Below are 14,958 nucleotides of genomic sequence, written 5' to 3'. Positions count from 1 at the left end.
CGGGCGGGCTGGGCCCATCCGTGAAATCCGGGGTTCCCGCCCCGGCCGGTCACCGGCGGCGACCCCGCCCACCACCGCCCCGCCCGCAAAAAATCCGCGCCTCCAACCCCCACCTATGACCGAATCTGACGTAGGGCGGTGTTTCACTCCTGAGCATGTCCACGCCCGACGTCTTCGACGAGGATCTGATGCTGGCCGAGGCGGCCAGGATGGACCTCGTGCTCGCCCGCCGCCTGCATGAAAAGGCGATGACGGCCGAGGACGTGGACGAGATCGGCAGTTTCACCCGCGCCTACGTCCGGGCCACCCGCTCGATGCGCCAGTGCCTGGCGCTGCTCAGCCGGGTGAAGACCGAGCGCGCCAAGGCGGCGCGCGAAGAGGCCCAGCATGAGGCCTGGATGGCCGCCCGCGAGGCCGCGGTCGCCCTGAAGGACGACGCCGATCCCTGGCCCGCGCCCGATCCCGACGAGCTGGCCCATGCCTCGCGCGTGACCGACCTGCAGACCGCCGTCAGCCGGATGAGCTGGGCCGTCGCCGACAAGAGCCGCAACGTGCACACCGCCATGGTCCATCGCTTCGACCGCGAACTGGACGACTGGTGGGACCAGCCCGACTTCCTGGACTTCGAGCTGGAGCCCGTGGTGCGCCACGCCGCCCGCGTGCTGGGCCTGCCCCGGCGGCTGGCCGACCGGTGGCGCGAGCTGCCCGACCCGCCCTACGATCCCGAGCCCGCGCCGGCGCAGCCCCGCGCCCCCGACCACCGGATCCACTGGCCGCCGGGCGAGTCGGCGGACACCGACGCCGGCCCGGCGGACGCCCCGGACGTTCCCGTCTCGGACTCCGCCTGACCCCGGCGCCCGCCGACCTTGGAACCACGGATTTCACGGATTTCACGGATGGGGCGGGCCAGCCCCAGGCCGCGAAGCGGCGCCTTCGATCCTGTTCGACCACGGACCATCACCGACCATCACGGACGGTGAGGCCGCGCGTCCGCGATGGTCCGTGATGGTCCGTGGTTCCCCATCTTCCGAGGCATGATCGCCCGCTGCGCGGGCCGGGCGGGCACGGCCCCTTTCGTGTATCTCGGGGTTCCCCAACCCTACGCCGGCACGTACGCCCCGCCGTTGGCGTGGATCACCTGGCCCTGGACGAACCGGGCGCCGTCGCCCAGCAGGAAGTCGACCACGGCGGCATAGTCCGCGCCCTCGGCCAGGCGCCCCGAGGGATTGGCCCGCGCGCCGCGGTCCAGCACGCGTTCGGCGGCCTGTTCGCCGCCCGCCATCTTCGCCACAGACGTGGTGGCCACCAGTCCCGGCGCCACGGCGTTGATCCGCACGCCGCGCGGCGCCAGCTCGGGCACCAGGTAGCGGATCAGGCTCTCGGCCAGCGCCTTGGCGCAGCCCAGGGCGGCGTAGTTGGCCAGGACCTGGCGGGCGCCGGCGCTGGAGATGAAGACGATGCTGGAGCCCGGGGCCAGCCAGGGCAGGGCGGCCTGGACCAGGTAGAGCAGCGACAGCCCGTTGGTGCGGATGGCGCCCTCGAAGGCGGTCAGGTCGGCCTCGAGCAGGGCGGTCGGATAGATCGCGGCGGCGCTGTGGACGATGTGCAGCGGGCCGCCCTCCAGCTCACCGGCCTCGCGGACCAGCCGCGCGCAGGCGCCCGCGTCGCCCACGTCGGCGCGGACGGCGCGGGCGAGGGGGCCCAGCTCGGCCACCGCGGCCTGGGCGGCCGCCTCGTCGCCCTGCCAGCCCAGCACCAGCGGCTCGCCCCGCGGCGCCAGATGCCGGGCGATGGCCAGCCCGATCCCCTTGGTCCCGCCCGTGATGAGGACGGTCACGACAGGGACACCGGATCCAGCTGCGTGCCGGGCGGATAGTGGTCGCCCAGGATCATCATGCCGTCGAGGGTGGTCGCCGCCGACAGCGCGCCGCCCTCGACCGCGCCCAGCTTGGCGATGGCCGTGCGCCGCGTGGCCGTCTCGGCGATGGACAGCACCCAGCCGTCGCCGGCCGGCTCCACCCACGGATCGGTCAGCGTCACCGACAGCAGCCCGCCGTGCGCCTGGAACACGAGCTTGCCCGCGAACCGCCCGGTCCCCGACAGCGCGCCGCCGTCCAGCGCCAGATCGCTGTCGGGCGTGGCCTCGAACACGAACGTCCCGTCGCCGGCCCGCGCCGCCCCGCCGTCCATCGCGATCGACCCGCCCGAGCCTTCCACATAGGCCCGGAAGCTCTGCTTCACGCCCCAACCCAACCGCGTCACCCGCATCCCGTATCCTCTGGCTCCATCGACCGCCCCATCATGTCAGACCTCGAACGCCGCCCGCCAGTGCGCGCCGTCGGGCGTCATCTCCAGCGCCGACGTCGCCCCGCTCTGCGCCCTCACCGCCCGGGTGAGCAGCCGCGTGCCGAAGCCCTCGCGCAGGCCCGGCCGCGGCGCGGGCCCGCCGGACTCGCGCCACTCCAGCGAGAGCCGAGCTCGCGGCCCGCGCTCGTCCACCGTCCAGCTCAGCCGCACCTGCCCGGCGGGGCCCGAAAGCGCCCCGTACTTGGTCGCGTTGGTGGCCAGCTCGTGCAGGCACAGCACCAGCGCCACCGCCACCTCGGACGGCACGCGCACGGCCGGCCCGTCGAGCACCAGCCGCGCCGGGTCGGCGGGCCGGAACGCCGCCAGCGCCCGGGCGGCGAGATCGTCCAGGGTCACCGGCCGCCAGGCGCTGTCGACCAGCCGTTCGGTAGCGCCGGCCAGCGCCGACAGCCGCGCGTCGAAGTGGTCGCGGGCGGTGGTGACGTCGGCCGTGTCGCGGAACGTCTGGTGGGCCAGCGACTGGACGACGGCCAGGGTATTCTTCACCCGATGGTGCAGCTCCAGCTTCAGCAGCCGCTCGGCCTCGCGCGCCGCCACCTCGCGCGCCAGCGCCGCGCGCAGCAGCGCCACCATCCAGGTGACGAAGCCGCTGGAGGCCGCGAAGAACGTGACGCTCAGCAGGGCGCGGCGCAGCGCCACCGGCTGTTCGAACGGCGCCAGCATGGCGATCCCGCCGGCCGCCAGGACCGCCGTACAGGTGATGGCCGACATCACCCCGCCGAACACCGCCGCCACGAGAACCGCCAGGATGAAGGCCGTGAACGGCGCGCCCATGCCGATCAGGGGCGCCAGCGACAGCCGGATGCCCAGCGCCAGAACGGCCAGCGCAAGGCCCAGCGCGATCCGCGCCATCGCCCCGCGCGGCTGCCGCGCGATCCGCCGCACCAGGAAGTCCGTCACGGCTCGAGCGCCTCCAACCGGCGCCGGGCGCCGTCGTTCGGATCGCACTCTAGTCGAGTGGCGAAATTGCGCACCCTACGTCCGGCGAAGACATCTGCCTGTTGCGTACGTAAAGATCGGAGAAGGTTCGCCGTCTTCGTTCTGCTCGTAGGAGAGCTGTCGTGTCGATAACGCTCGCACAGATCTATGCCGGTTTGCGCTACGCCGACGGCGCGCGATGGGCCGACCCGGTGATCACCTACAGCCTGCCGACGACCGGCTCGGTCTGGTCGCCGTCGGCCTACGGCCAGGGCTCGGAACCCCTCGATGCGGCCTACGGGGTGCTGGACGCCGCCCAGCGCAGCCAGTTCACCGCCGCGCTCACCGCCTGGTCGCGGGTCACCGGCATCATGTTCATGGAGACACCGGACAACGCGGGCATGTCGGGCCAGATCCGGGTGGCCTTCACCGACCTGGCGAACCAGGATTCGGCCGGCGCGGCCGCCTACGCCTACACGCCGCCGCCGCCCGGCTTCGGCATCGGGGCGAAGAACGGCGACATCTGGATCGACGACGCGCACAAGACCGCCGACGCCAGCCTGGGTAGCTTCCTGTACTCGACCTTCCTGCACGAGATCGGCCACACGCTGGGCTTGAAGCACTCGTTCGAGGGCACGACGCTGCCCGCCGAGTTCGACAACCTGCGCTACACGGTGATGTCCTACACCGACGCGCCGGACGGCACGCTGCGGACCTTCAACCAGCAGGGCTCGACGCTGTTCGCCAACGGCGTGACGGTGAACCCGTCGACGCCGATGCTGCTCGACATCATCGCGATCCAGGGCATCTACGGCGCCTCGCGGGGCGCGGCGACCGGGGCCGACAGCTATACCTTCGATGAATCGCGCCCGATCCTGATGACGCTGTTCGACACCGGCGGCGTCGACACGCTGGACCTGTCGAGCCACACGCGCGCCTCGAGCATCGACCTGACGCCGGGCGCCTTCTCGTCGATCGCCATCTTCTCGGTCCAGGACCAGATCGCGTTCTGGACGGCGCGCTTTCCGGGCTTCAGCAGCTTCATCGCGAGCTTCCTGGACAAGCCCGACACCTACACCTGGCGCAACAACGTCGCGACCTCGCAGGAGACGACGATCGAGAACGTCGTCGGCGGCGCCGGCGCGGACACCATCATCGGCAACGCCGCGTCCAACAGCCTGTCGGGCGGCGCCGGCGCCGACTCGATCTCGGCCGGGGCAGGGGCCGACACCGTCGTCGGCGGGGCGGGCGGCGCGGCCGGCAACTACCTGCGCGGCGACGATGGCGACGACGTGCTGATGGGCGGCGGCGACTTCGACGACATCAACGGCAACATGGGCAACGACACGGTCTCCACCGGGGCCGGGAACGACTTCTGCGTCGGCGGCCGCGACAACGACCTGCTCTTCGGCGAGGACGGGGCCGACTTCGTCTACGGCAACCTCGGCAATGACACCTGCCACGGCGGCTCGGGCGACGACATCATCCGCGGCGGCCAGGGCAACGACACCCTCAGCGGCGGCGCCGGCGCAGACTTCGTCTCGGGCGACCGCGGCGACGACACCATGATCGGCGGGGCCGGGGCCGACAACTTCCACTCGTCCAACGAGGCCGGGATCGACCGCGTCCTGGATTTCAGCATCGCCGAGGGGGACCGGGTTCAGCTCGATCCCGGCACGACGTTCTCGGTCAGTCAGGTCGGCGCCGACACCGTCATCTCGCTGACCGGCGGACAGGTGATCCTGGTCGGCGTCTCGATGTCGAGCCTGCTGTCCACCAGCATCTTCGGCTTCTAGGCCTTTGCCCTTTCGGCCTTCCATTCGGCCAGCAGTGCCGCCTCGCGCTCGGCGGTCAGACCCGTCTTTGGCTTGGCCCGACGCTCTTCCGGCAGGGTGCTCCACCAGGCCAGCGTATCGCGCGTGGTCTCCTCAAGAGGCCGGAACGTGAGCCCGGTTTTCAGGGCCGCCGCATTGCTGCGCCGATGAAAACCCGCCGTCGAGCCCTGACCCGGCAGCCACAGTGGCAAGTCGCTCCAGCCGCTGACCTGCTTCTGCGCCAGCCACGTCGCGGGGACCCAGAAGAGCCGCGTCTGCCGGGCCCCAACGCCCTTGCCGACGGCGTTGATCATGGTGCGGGTGTCGAGCATCCCGGCCGGCCCGATGGCGTTGAACACGCCCGACGCCTTCTGCTCGGCAAGGCGCACGGTCCATTCGGCCAGGTCGCGGGCGTCGATGTACTGCAGCGGATCGGTTCCATCGCCCGGCGCCAGCACCTCGCCCCCGCGCGCCATGCGCACCGGCCAGTAGGTGAAGCGGTCGGTCTCGTCTCCTGGGCCCACGATCAGGCCCGGCCGCACGATGGCCACCTTGTCGGCGCCGAACTGCTTCCGCGCCTCGGCCTCGCTGGCGGCCTTCAGGGGGCCGTACAGCTCGGGCTTCACCGGCTGGCGCTCGGCCATGACGTCGCCGCCCGTGTACGCCGCCACAGGCGCGGTCTCGGCCTGTCCCGGCTGGTCGTTGTCGGCGTAGGCCGAGAGCGTGGATACGAAAAGGTAGTGGCCCACCTGGCCCTTCAGGACCTGGCCGGCGTCGCGCACCCAGAACGGCAGGGTCGTAGGATTGTCGATGCAGGCGTCCCAGGTTCTGCCCTCCAGCGCCTTCAGGTCGCCGGTGTTGCGGTCGCCCACCAGCTCTTCCACGTCGGGCGGAAAGTCGTCGGGGCGGCGACCGCGATTGAAGACTGTGAGCTTGTGGCCGCGGCTCAACGCGTAGCGCACCTGATGCGGGCCGATGAAGCCGGTCCCGCCCAGAATCAGCAGGCGCATAGGTTTGACCTTGGGCTGTGCCGTGGCGTTCGCGCCCATGGCCGCCAGAGCGAGAGAGGAGAGCCCCAGGGCTCGGCGCGTCGTCTGCATGGACGCCACACTACGATCGCGCGGTGATCCGCCAACCACGAAAACCTTGGCCGGTGCGGGCGGAGCGACCTACGGTCGGGCCATGTTCAGGATGATCCTCGCGGCGGCGTTGGCCGTCATGCTCTCTCACATTCCGGCGCAGGCCGCGCCCAGGGACGCGCGGCTGGTGCTGGTGACGCTGGACGGCGTGCCGTGGACCGAGGTCTTCAAGGGCGCCGATCCGGCCCGCGCCGCCGACAGGGCGTTTGTGAACGAGATCGGCCTGGTCAAGAAGGACTTCCTCGATCCGGCGGACCGCGCCCAGGCGCTCGCGCCTTTCCTCAACAGCGTGATGGCCAAGCAGGGTGTCCTTTTGGGCGACCGAGACAACGGCAGTTGCATGGCGGTCGGCAATGACCAGTGGTTCTCGTACCCCGGCTACAACGAACTGCTGACCGGCAAGCCGGATCCTGCGATCCGCTCCAACTCGCACGGCCCCAACGCCAACGTGACGGTGCTGGAGTGGCTGAACCGTCAGCCGGGCTTCAGGGGCAAGGTGCAGGCTTACGGCTCGTGGGAGGCGTTTCACGACATCCTGAACGCGCCCCGCAGCGGCGTGCCCGTGAACGCCGGCTGGGATGACGGCGGCGACGCGCGGCTGGGGCGACTACAGGCCGAGACGCCGCGGTTGTGGCCGGTGGAGCGTTTCGACGCCTTCACGCACCTGCTGGCGCTCGACGCGCTGAAGAGCCGGGCCAAGCCGCGGGTCCTCTACATCGCCTACGGCGACACCGACGAGTTCGCCCACGAGGGCCACTACGACCAGATGCTTTGGGCCATCCGCCGCACGGACGCGTTCCTGGCCGAGCTGTGGAAGACCCTGCAGGCCGACCCGACCTATGCCGGCAAGACGACCCTGATCGTGACGACCGATCACGGTCGGGGGGTGGGAAACAGAGAGTCCTGGCGCCATCACGGCAAGGGCGCCTTTGCGCGGTCGGATGAGACCTGGCTGGCGGCGATGGGGCCGGACGTGGTCCCCGGAGCCGGACCGGCCGAGTGCGGCAAGCTGGGGCAGGTGGCCGCCACGGCCCTGACCGCGTTGGGCCTGGACTGGAAGGCGTTCGACCCGACGGCGGGCGCGCCGCTGCCGATCCTGCGGGGACGCTAGAACGGCGGCTCGTCGGCGGGCGGTGGCGGTGGCGGCGAGGCAGCGGCCTCCAGCTCGCGGATGCGGCGGGCGTAACGTTCGGACAGCGACGCGCGGTCCGACACGTTCTCGCTGGCGGCGCGCCAGAGCGCCTGGGCGCGGTCCAGATCGCGGCGGTCTGCTCCAGCGGCGAGGGCACGGTCATAGGCGCCGCGTAGCTGGCGGTCCTGTTCGGCGAGGCTGGGATAGCCGCAGACCAGACGATCGGCCGCGGTCGGCAGGTCGTAACAGCGGTTGCCGCTGCTGCGACCGCGGACGACCGGTTCGGCGCGCGCCACCTGCACGGGCGCGGGTTCAGGGTCGGCCAACGTCCCTCCCGGCGGCGCCTCGCTGAATCCCGCGGGCGGGCCCACCGGCGCCAGCGACGCCAGGACGACAGCCGCGCGGGGCGCCTCGATCGCCGCACGCTGGGGCGGCGGCACGCTGAGGCCCCACGTCACGGCGGCGGATACGAAGGCGGCGAGCGCCGCGGTGGCGGCCATCATCCCGTTGCGACGCGGGGGCGCCACATCCACCTCGGCCGCAGCGTAATCCGGCCGGGCGCAATTCATCGGCAACGGCGACCAGTCCTCGATCCGGGTCGGACGGCTTTGCAGCTCGGCGTTCAACTGGTGGATGAGGGCGGTCTGATTGCGGGCGCGCGCCATGTCGAGAAGCCGCTTCAGCTCCTGCGCGCTCAGCGCCGACAGTTCGATGCGCAGCATACCCAAAGCCCGCCCTAGGCGCCGCATGGGCGGCGCGTCGCCAGTCCCTAGCCTGTAGCACGGCTATTGTCCGACATCACGGTTCGGACGATGGAACCGAAGCGGGGCGATGCGTCTTTTTGCGGCGAGGAGCGCCTATGACGGACGACACACGGAGCCTGCGCGACGACGACCCGGACGGCGCGAAACGGGCCGAACTGACCCGGTATCTGGATGCGCTGATGCAGCTTCCTCCCAAAGCTTCGCCGAGTATCGTCGTCGTCGGTGACGACGCCGTCTTCGGGATCACCCCGGCGCGCCGGGAAGCCTAGCCGGGCGGCGCGAACTCCGTCGCCGGGTCGCCGGCCACCCGGGTGTGGTACATCACCCGCGGCAGCGCCAGGTTCCAGGGGTGGCCGCGGTGCATCGTGCGACGGTTGTCCCACACCGCCACATCGCCGGGCCGCCATCGATGGCGGTAGACAAAGGGCGGCTTGGACGACCGCTCGATCAGTTCGAGCAACAGGACCTCGGACTCCGGCTCGGAAAGGCCGGTGACGCCATACGCGTGCCGCCCAATGACAAGGGCCCTGCGGCCCGTTTCCGGATGCACTTTCACCAGCGGCCGCAGCGGCGGCTCAACGTCGGCGCCGTAGCCCCCGTGGTCGGCGCCGGCCCGATAGTCGTCGCCGATTCGGCTCTGGCTGTAACGGATGGAATGGTAGGCCGACAAAGACGCGATCCTCGCCTTCAGGTCGTCCGGCAGATCCTCGTAGGCGCCCGCGGTGTCTGCCCACTCGGTCTCGCCGCCCTCGGCTGCGACCACATGTGCGGAGAGCACCGCCGCCTTGGCCTGGATGGCGACGAAGGTCGAATCGATGTGCCAGCCCTGTACGCCCTTCAGAACACGCACCCACGCGTCATCGGACTGGCGCACGCCGCCGTCGTCGCGGACGTTGCTGATCGGGATGAGCTTGAACTCCAGCGGCCCGAGGCGCTCAGCGAACGCGGGCAGGGGCTCGAGGCGATGCAGGCGGGGCAGGATCAGAAGGCCCGCCTCGAGCCAGACCGCGTAGAGCGCCGCGAAGGTCGCCTCGTCGATCGTGGCCAGCCGCAGGCCGGTGACCCGCGCGCCGAACGAAGGTGTCAGGGGCTCGACCTTGAAGGGGAGGGCGACCGCGTCCATCGTGGGCCATTCTAGCTCAGAAGACCCCCATCGAAAGTCCGGCGGCCAGGGCGGCGCCGAGTTCCTCGCAGCGTACGAGGTCTGCGGTGGTCACGGTCTTCCGGGCCAGGATCGCCTCGGGCGATTGGGCTTGGGTGCATACGATGATCGGCTCTGCGACCGGTTTCAGCCGCCAGCCGGTGGCGATGCGGGCCATCTGGCGCGCGGCGCCGGTCCCGTCGCTGCCGGCCGAGATCAGCATCGCGTAGGGTCGGCCGTTCAGGCGCTCCAGGACGGGATAGTAGGTCCTGTCGAAGAACTCCTTCATCGCGCCGGACATCGCCGCAAGGTTCTCGGGACAGGCGAAGATGAAGCCGTCGGCCGCGAGAAGGTCTTCCGGGTTCGCCTCGTGAGCCGGGAGCGTGACCGTCTCGACGGCGGGCTCGCCGGTCGCGCCGCGGGCCGCGGCGTCGGCCATCGCGTGGGCCGCGCCGGTGCGCGAATGCCAGATGATCAGGAGCCGCTTCATGAGTTCGAGGCTAGCGGCTTTCGCTCAGGATTGCCGACCTGAAACTCACCCGCGCTTGCGTGGCCCACAGCGTACCCTAAGCTCGAACGCAACAGGTATTGGGGAGGGGATTGGGATGCTGCTTCGTCAAGGTGCGCGGCTTACGGCGGCGTTGACCGCTATTTCGCTGGCGCTCGCGCCGGTCCAGGTGTCGGCGCAGACGGCTCGGAAGCCGGCCGCAAGCGCCTCGGCGCCGGCGCTGAGTCGCGCCGCCAGTCCCGAGTCCGTGGGTTTTGACAGCGCGCGACTGGCCAAGCTGGATACGTACATGCAGGGCGTGGTCGCCGAGGGCCGCGTGGCGGGCATGACCACGCTGCTGGCCCGCCACGGCAAGGTCGTGAGCTTCAAGACCTACGGGAAGAAGAGCCTCGCCGCCGGCACGCCGATGACCGAGGACACGATCTTCCGGATCTATTCGATGACCAAGCCGATCACCGGCGTGGCCATGATGATCCTGTTCGAAGAGGGCAAGTGGCGGCTGGACGATCCGGTCACCCGCTACATCCCCGAGTTCAAGAACCTGCAGGTCATGACCGGCGTGGACGAGGAGGGCAACGGGACCCCGGTGCTCGTGCCCATGAAGCGTCCCCCGACCATGCGCGAGATCATGAGCCATACCGCCGGCTTCGGGTACGGCCTGCAGGATAAGCATCCGGTCGACAAGATCTTCCGTGAAAAGCGTGCGCTGGGCGCGGGCACGCTGCAGGACATGATCAACACGACTGCGACGATCCCACTGGTCTACCAACCGGGCGAGTCCTGGCGCTATTCGATCAGCGTCGATATCCAGGGCTATCTCGTCGAGAAGCTGTCGGGCAAGCCGCTGGCCCAGTTCATGGACGAGCGCATCTTCAAGCCGCTGAAGATGAACGACACCGCCTTCTATGTGCCTGCTGACAAGAAGGCCCGCTTCTCCGCCGTCTATGCGCTCAACCGCGAGACGCGGAAGATCGAGGAAGCCGACATCATCTTCGGCAATCCGCTGCCGACGTACCTGATCCCGCCCACGGCGCCCTCGGGCGGCGGCGGCCTGGTCGGCACGACCATGGACTACGCCCGCTTCGCCCAAATGATCGCCAACAAGGGCGCACTCGACGGCGTGCGCATTCTGTCGCCGGCCTCGGTGGAGCTGATGGGCACCAACGCGATTCCCCGAAACGTGCTGGTGAACTCGAACGGCACGAGCGGCCTCCGCTTCAACGAGGCGGTCGGCTTCGGCCTCGACTTCATGGTGGTCAACGATCCGCGGCGGGCGGGCACGCTCGAGGGCCAGGGCTCGATGAGCTGGGGCGGCGCGGCCGGCACTTGGTTCTGGGTGGATCCGACGAACGACGTGGTCTTCGTGGGCATGATCCAGCGCCTCGGCGGCACGGGCGGCGACGACCTGGGCCAGATGTCCCGGACGCTGACCTATCAGGCGCTGGTGCATCCTGAGAAGTAGGCGGTACGGACCGCTCCTCCTCTTCGGCGGGCTGTCGCTGGCGGCGGTGGCCGTCGGCTGCGCCGTCGCCGCGACCAGCGGCGTTCCGGCCGGCGTCTGGCTGCGCAACCTCATCGCCTGGGCTTTGGGCCTGGCGATGGCGGTTGGCCTCGCTCGCCGGGCTGGCGCGCGGGCGGAGCTCGTCTTCCTCACGCTGGCGCCACTGGGCCTTGCGGCGACCTTCCTCAGCGCGGACCTCCAGGGGGTGCATCGGTGGGTCGACCTGGGCCCGCTTCACCTGAACGTCGCCCAGGTGCTGCTGCCGCCGGCAATCGTCGCGATGACGGCTCGGGCGGACGCGCGGCGGTGGCTGGTCGCCGGTGCGGTCATGGTCCTGCTCGTGCTGCAGCCGGACGCATCGCAGGCGACGGCATGGGGCGGCGCTCTGGGGGTGTTGATCGCGATGAGCCGGGGGCACGGCTGGGCGAAGGCCGGCGGCCTCCTGGGCCTTGTCGCGGTCATTGCCGTGGCCTGGAGCCGCCCCGACCCGCTGGCGCCGGTCGCCGAGGTCGAAGAGATCATGCGACTTGCGTGGGCGGTGACGCCGTTTGCGGCGGTCGCTGCGTGGATGGCGCTCGCTGGGGCCTGCCTCTCGGTGGGGGCTTGGCGGATGCCCGCCGCTTTGGCGTTGGCCGCCTATGCGGTGCTGGCCGCGCTCATGCCGCTCGTGGGCTGGTTCCCGGTCCCGCTCGTCGGCATGAGCATGAGCCCGATCATCGGTCTGTGGCTGGGCGCGGGGCTGCTCGCCGCCGAGGCCCGGCGCGCCGCTAGTACGTATACCCCGGCGGCATCGGGCGCTTGAGGTCCAGGTAGCGGTCGCGCAGGTCGAGCTGGCGCGAGCGCAGGGGCTGGGCTTCGCCGCGGACCAGGATCAGCTGCGGGCGCGACAGCGGCTCGAAGGGGTCGCCGGACCAGATCACCAGATCGGCGTCCTTGCCGGGCTCCAGCGAGCCCAGGCGGTCGGCGACGCCGAAGATGCGGGCCGGGTTGAGGGTGATGGCGGCGAGCGCGCCCTGGCGGGTCATGCCGTTGGCCGACGCGATGCCGGCGTTGTAGCGCATCTCGTGGGCGCGATGGGCGCCCGAGTTGCCCTCGATGGCGACGACCACCCCGGCTTTCTCCAGGCGCGCGGCGTTCTCCAGCGTCGAGCCCAGGGTCTCCAGGCTGGTCGGCCGGTCGAGCACGGGGTTCAGGATCACCGGCACGCCGGCGGCGGCGATCTCCGGCGCCACGCGCCAGGCCTCGGCCGCGCCGGTCAGGATCAGCTTCAGCTTCTCCTCGCGGGCCAGCTTCAGGACGGCGCGGATGTCGGACGCGCGATTGGCCACCGCCACCAGCGGCATGCGGCCGTCGACCACGGGGATAAGGGCTTCCAGGTCGGCGCGGGATAGCGAGAGGTCGCGGTAGCCCGCGCGCTCGAACGCGGCGCGGTTGCGCATGTAGGCGCGCACGTCGCCCAGCGCTTCCTTGAGCAGCACGAAGTTGGCCCCGCGCGCGCCGCCGGCCACCTTGGCGCCGGCCTCGCCGAAGGGGCTGACCATGGCCACCCTGGGCTTCACCAGCATCTCCTGGCCCTTGGCCAGCTGGATAACGGCCGCCTGGCCGGCGAAGAGGCTGTGGGCGTGGTCGGAGGTGGCCGCGCCCGAGGTTCCCTCGGCGCCGCTGTCGTCATGCTCGCCCGCGCCGCCCTGGCCGCCCTCGGCGCGGGGCGTGACGATGGCGCTGGTGATGCCGCCCAGGCGGGCGACCGGGATGACCACCGAGTCCGGGTTCAGCGCGTACTGGATGTCGAACGCCGCGCCGAGATCCTTGGAGCTGACGGACGCATCGTCGCCGACGGCCGAGATCTCGACCGCGCCCAGGCTGCTGTTGACCGCCACGAAGCCCGGCGTGACGACGCCGCCCTTGGCGTCGACGACCTGGGCGCCCGCGGGCGTCGCGCCGCCCGCGCCGACCGCGACGATCTTGCCGTCGCGCACGACGACCACGCCGTTGGCGATCTCGGCCGCGCCGGGGTTAAGGATGCGGGCGTTGATGATGGCCACCGTGGCGGCCTGGGCAGCCGAGGCCGCCGCAAGCACGGTGGTGGCGAGGAGGAGGGCCAGGCGTTTCATGGTCAGCGGCCCTCCAGGCCGAGTTCGAAGTCCGACTTGGACTGGTAGCGCGGATCGCTCCGGTCGTATGCGAGACCGCCGTCCACCCAGACCCGCTGGGCGCGGGCGTAGATCGAGAACGGATTGGCGTCCCAGAGGGTCACGTCGGCCCGCTTGCCGGCCTCCAGCGTGCCGGTTTCCTTGAGGATGCCCAGCGCCTTGGCGGGGTTCGCCGTGATCCAGCGGATCGCCTGGGCCTCGGTGATGTTGAGCCCCGCTGCGCGCACAGCCGCCATGGCCTCGGCCGCCTCCTGGTTCAGCCGCTGGATCAGGTCGGGGTCGTCCGACTTGATGATCGCGCAGGCCCCGGCGGCCTCGACCAGCGGCACGTTGGCCTCGATCGCGTCGTAGAACTCGAGCTTGCCGCCCCACCAGTTGGTCCAGGTGGCCGCGCAGATGTCGTTGGCGGCCAGGATGTCGCCGATCTTGTAGGCCTCGACCGTGTGGTGGAACGCGGTGATGCGGTAGCCGAACTCCTTGGCGATATCGATCATCTGGACCATCTCGTCGGCCCGGTAGCAGTGGTTCTGGACCAGGATCTCGCCCTTGAGGACGCCGGCCAGGGTGTCGAGCTGCAGGTCGCGCTTGGGCGGCTCGGCCTTCTCGCCCCGGGCGGCCTTGGCGCGGTAGTCGTCCCACTTGCGGGCGTACTCGGCGGCGTTGATCCAGGCGGCGCGGTAGCCGGCGACGTTGCCCATCCGGGTGGACGGGCTGCGGGTGCGGTTGCCGTAGACGCGCTTGGGATTCTCGCCGCAGGCCATCTTCAGCGTGTAGGGCGCGCCCGGGAACTTCATGTCCTGGACGGTGCGGGCGGGAATGTTGCGCAGGGTGACGCCGCGGCCGCCGAACAGGTTGGCCGAACCCGGCAGCACCAGCAGCGTGGTCACCCCGCCGGCGCGGGCCAGATTGAACGTCGGGTCCTGCGGCCAGACCGAATGCTCGGCCCACACCTGGGCCGTGTTGGGATCGGTGGCCTCGTTACCGTCCGAGTGCGCCTGAACCTCTGGCGCGGGATAGACGCCCAGGTGGCTGTGGGTATCGATGAGGCCGGGCGTCACCCACTTGCCTCGAGCGTCCACCGTTTCATACCCCGCGGGAACCGCGACGCCGGCGCCCACCGCCTCGATGCGGCCGGACTTGATCAGCACGGCGCCGTTCTCGATCTGCGCGCCCGTGCCGGTCAGCACCGTCGCTCCCACGATCGCCACATTGCGGCCGGGCAGGGCGCGATAGGTGGACGGGAAGGGGTCCTTGTTGGCGGCCGGATCCAGCCCCTTGGCCAGGGGCGCGGCAGGCTGAGACTCGCCCTTCGGCTTGTCGGCCGGCTTGGGCGCGGTCGTGGCGCAAGCGGCAAGGCTCGCGGCGGCGGCGGCCACGAGGGCCGCCTTGAGGACGTGCTTCACTGGATTCCCCGAATGGAAGCTGCGATCCGAGCCCTGCCCGGGGTTGCTGTCAAGCCGTCGCAGGCGGCCACGCGCCTTGACTTTCGTGAGCCCCCATGCGCCCTTCCGCGCCTCGTAA

Annotated in this window: 15 protein-coding genes; 6 read left to right on the top strand and 9 right to left on the bottom strand. The window is 70.8% G+C overall.

Features of this window, described 5'->3' with window-relative positions:
• Window positions 1-155 precede the first annotated feature (155 nt).
• Window positions 156-848 (top strand): hypothetical protein, encoded by a 693-nt coding sequence (locus tag ACQ66R_RS02505; RefSeq protein WP_430418951.1) that lies wholly within the window; start codon window positions 156-158, stop codon window positions 846-848.
• Between the two features lie 251 nt (window positions 849-1,099).
• Here the strand turns inward: ACQ66R_RS02505 and ACQ66R_RS02500 are convergent, their stop codons facing one another.
• Genes ACQ66R_RS02500 through ACQ66R_RS02490 form a run of 3 tightly spaced genes read right to left on the bottom strand, consistent with a single transcriptional unit; the run spans window position 1,100 to window position 3,267 of the window.
• Window positions 1,100-1,837, bottom strand: coding sequence for an SDR family NAD(P)-dependent oxidoreductase (locus ACQ66R_RS02500; RefSeq protein WP_430418949.1), 738 nt, complete (start codon window positions 1,835-1,837; stop codon window positions 1,100-1,102).
• Window positions 1,834-2,268, bottom strand: a complete 435-nt coding sequence (locus ACQ66R_RS02495) for an HtaA domain-containing protein (protein WP_430418947.1) — start codon at window positions 2,266-2,268, stop codon at window positions 1,834-1,836. The genes ACQ66R_RS02500 and ACQ66R_RS02495 overlap by 4 nt, the downstream gene beginning before the upstream one ends.
• A gap of 36 nt (window positions 2,269-2,304) precedes the next feature.
• Window positions 2,305-3,267 (bottom strand): sensor histidine kinase, encoded by a 963-nt coding sequence (locus tag ACQ66R_RS02490; protein ID WP_430418945.1) that lies wholly within the window; start codon window positions 3,265-3,267, stop codon window positions 2,305-2,307.
• Window positions 3,268-3,428: 161 nt separating this feature from the next.
• Here ACQ66R_RS02490 and ACQ66R_RS02485 point away from each other — a divergent pair, with 161 nt between their 5' ends.
• Window positions 3,429-5,081, top strand: coding sequence for a matrixin family metalloprotease (locus ACQ66R_RS02485; RefSeq protein WP_430418943.1), 1,653 nt, complete (start codon window positions 3,429-3,431; stop codon window positions 5,079-5,081).
• On the opposite strand, the gene ACQ66R_RS02480 is transcribed toward ACQ66R_RS02485, so the two are convergent.
• Window positions 5,078-6,109, bottom strand: a complete 1,032-nt coding sequence (locus tag ACQ66R_RS02480) for an NAD-dependent epimerase/dehydratase family protein (RefSeq protein ID WP_430418941.1) — start codon at window positions 6,107-6,109, stop codon at window positions 5,078-5,080. The genes ACQ66R_RS02485 and ACQ66R_RS02480 overlap by 4 nt on opposite strands.
• Before the next feature lie 172 nt (window positions 6,110-6,281).
• Here ACQ66R_RS02480 and ACQ66R_RS02475 point away from each other — a divergent pair, with 172 nt between their 5' ends.
• The gene (locus ACQ66R_RS02475) at window positions 6,282-7,349 is read left to right on the top strand and encodes an alkaline phosphatase family protein (protein ID WP_430418939.1); all 1,068 of its coding nucleotides are present in this window, start codon (window positions 6,282-6,284) and stop codon (window positions 7,347-7,349) included.
• On the opposite strand, the gene ACQ66R_RS02470 is transcribed toward ACQ66R_RS02475, so the two are convergent.
• Window positions 7,346-8,092, bottom strand: coding sequence for a hypothetical protein (locus ACQ66R_RS02470; protein ID WP_430418937.1), 747 nt, complete (start codon window positions 8,090-8,092; stop codon window positions 7,346-7,348). The genes ACQ66R_RS02475 and ACQ66R_RS02470 overlap by 4 nt on opposite strands.
• A gap of 137 nt (window positions 8,093-8,229) precedes the next feature.
• On the opposite strand from ACQ66R_RS02470, the gene ACQ66R_RS02465 reads away from it, so the two are divergent.
• A complete protein-coding gene (locus tag ACQ66R_RS02465) occupies window positions 8,230-8,403 on the top strand; it encodes a hypothetical protein (RefSeq protein ID WP_430418935.1) in 174 nt (57 codons plus the stop codon).
• Here the strand turns inward: ACQ66R_RS02465 and ACQ66R_RS02460 are convergent.
• Window positions 8,400-9,257 (bottom strand): TauD/TfdA dioxygenase family protein, encoded by an 858-nt coding sequence (locus ACQ66R_RS02460; protein WP_430418933.1) that lies wholly within the window; start codon window positions 9,255-9,257, stop codon window positions 8,400-8,402. The genes ACQ66R_RS02465 and ACQ66R_RS02460 overlap by 4 nt on opposite strands.
• A 16-nt stretch (window positions 9,258-9,273) precedes the next feature.
• Window positions 9,274-9,765: a flavodoxin family protein gene (locus tag ACQ66R_RS02455; RefSeq protein WP_430418931.1), complete on the bottom strand. Its 492-nt coding sequence runs from the start codon at window positions 9,763-9,765 to the stop codon at window positions 9,274-9,276.
• Between the two features lie 115 nt (window positions 9,766-9,880).
• Here ACQ66R_RS02455 and ACQ66R_RS02450 point away from each other — a divergent pair, with 115 nt between their 5' ends.
• Window positions 9,881-11,245, top strand: a complete 1,365-nt coding sequence (locus ACQ66R_RS02450; RefSeq protein WP_430418929.1) for a serine hydrolase domain-containing protein — start codon at window positions 9,881-9,883, stop codon at window positions 11,243-11,245.
• 46 nt (window positions 11,246-11,291) lie between these two features.
• Window positions 11,292-12,086, top strand: coding sequence for a hypothetical protein (locus ACQ66R_RS02445; protein WP_430418927.1), 795 nt, complete (start codon window positions 11,292-11,294; stop codon window positions 12,084-12,086).
• Here ACQ66R_RS02445 and ACQ66R_RS02440 read toward each other — a convergent pair.
• Window positions 12,052-13,398 carry an amidohydrolase family protein gene (locus tag ACQ66R_RS02440; RefSeq protein ID WP_430418925.1) on the bottom strand — a complete coding sequence of 449 codons (1,347 nt, stop codon included), beginning with the start codon at window positions 13,396-13,398 and terminating at the stop codon, window positions 12,052-12,054. The genes ACQ66R_RS02445 and ACQ66R_RS02440 overlap by 35 nt on opposite strands.
• Before the next feature lie 2 nt (window positions 13,399-13,400).
• On the bottom strand, window positions 13,401-14,840 hold the full coding sequence (locus ACQ66R_RS02435; protein ID WP_430418923.1) for an amidohydrolase: 1,440 nt from the start codon (window positions 14,838-14,840) through the stop codon (window positions 13,401-13,403).
• Between the last annotated feature and the right edge of the window lie 118 nt (window positions 14,841-14,958).

Origin of the sequence: Phenylobacterium sp., from assembly GCF_965284355.1 — a bacterium.
Taxonomy (GTDB): Bacteria; Pseudomonadota; Alphaproteobacteria; order Caulobacterales; family Caulobacteraceae; genus Phenylobacterium.
This window is presented reverse-complemented; position numbering and strand designations above follow the sequence as displayed.

Excerpts from the sequence above, each read along its gene's own strand:
- ACQ66R_RS02505 (WP_430418951.1), top strand. The coding sequence starts at position 156 with ATGTCCACGCCCGACGTCTTCGACGAGGATCTGATGCTGGCCGAGGCG.
- ACQ66R_RS02495 (WP_430418947.1), bottom strand. The coding sequence starts at position 2,268 with ATGCGGGTGACGCGGTTGGGTTGGGGCGTGAAGCAGAGCTTCCGGGCC.
- ACQ66R_RS02480 (WP_430418941.1), bottom strand. The coding sequence starts at position 6,109 with ATGCGCCTGCTGATTCTGGGCGGGACCGGCTTCATCGGCCCGCATCAG.
- ACQ66R_RS02475 (WP_430418939.1), top strand. The coding sequence starts at position 6,282 with ATGTTCAGGATGATCCTCGCGGCGGCGTTGGCCGTCATGCTCTCTCAC.
- ACQ66R_RS02470 (WP_430418937.1), bottom strand. The coding sequence starts at position 8,092 with ATGCTGCGCATCGAACTGTCGGCGCTGAGCGCGCAGGAGCTGAAGCGG.
- ACQ66R_RS02465 (WP_430418935.1), top strand. The coding sequence starts at position 8,230 with ATGACGGACGACACACGGAGCCTGCGCGACGACGACCCGGACGGCGCG.
- ACQ66R_RS02460 (WP_430418933.1), bottom strand. The coding sequence starts at position 9,257 with ATGGACGCGGTCGCCCTCCCCTTCAAGGTCGAGCCCCTGACACCTTCG.
- ACQ66R_RS02455 (WP_430418931.1), bottom strand. The coding sequence starts at position 9,765 with ATGAAGCGGCTCCTGATCATCTGGCATTCGCGCACCGGCGCGGCCCAC.
- ACQ66R_RS02450 (WP_430418929.1), top strand. The coding sequence starts at position 9,881 with ATGCTGCTTCGTCAAGGTGCGCGGCTTACGGCGGCGTTGACCGCTATT.
- ACQ66R_RS02440 (WP_430418925.1), bottom strand. The coding sequence starts at position 13,398 with ATGAAACGCCTGGCCCTCCTCCTCGCCACCACCGTGCTTGCGGCGGCC.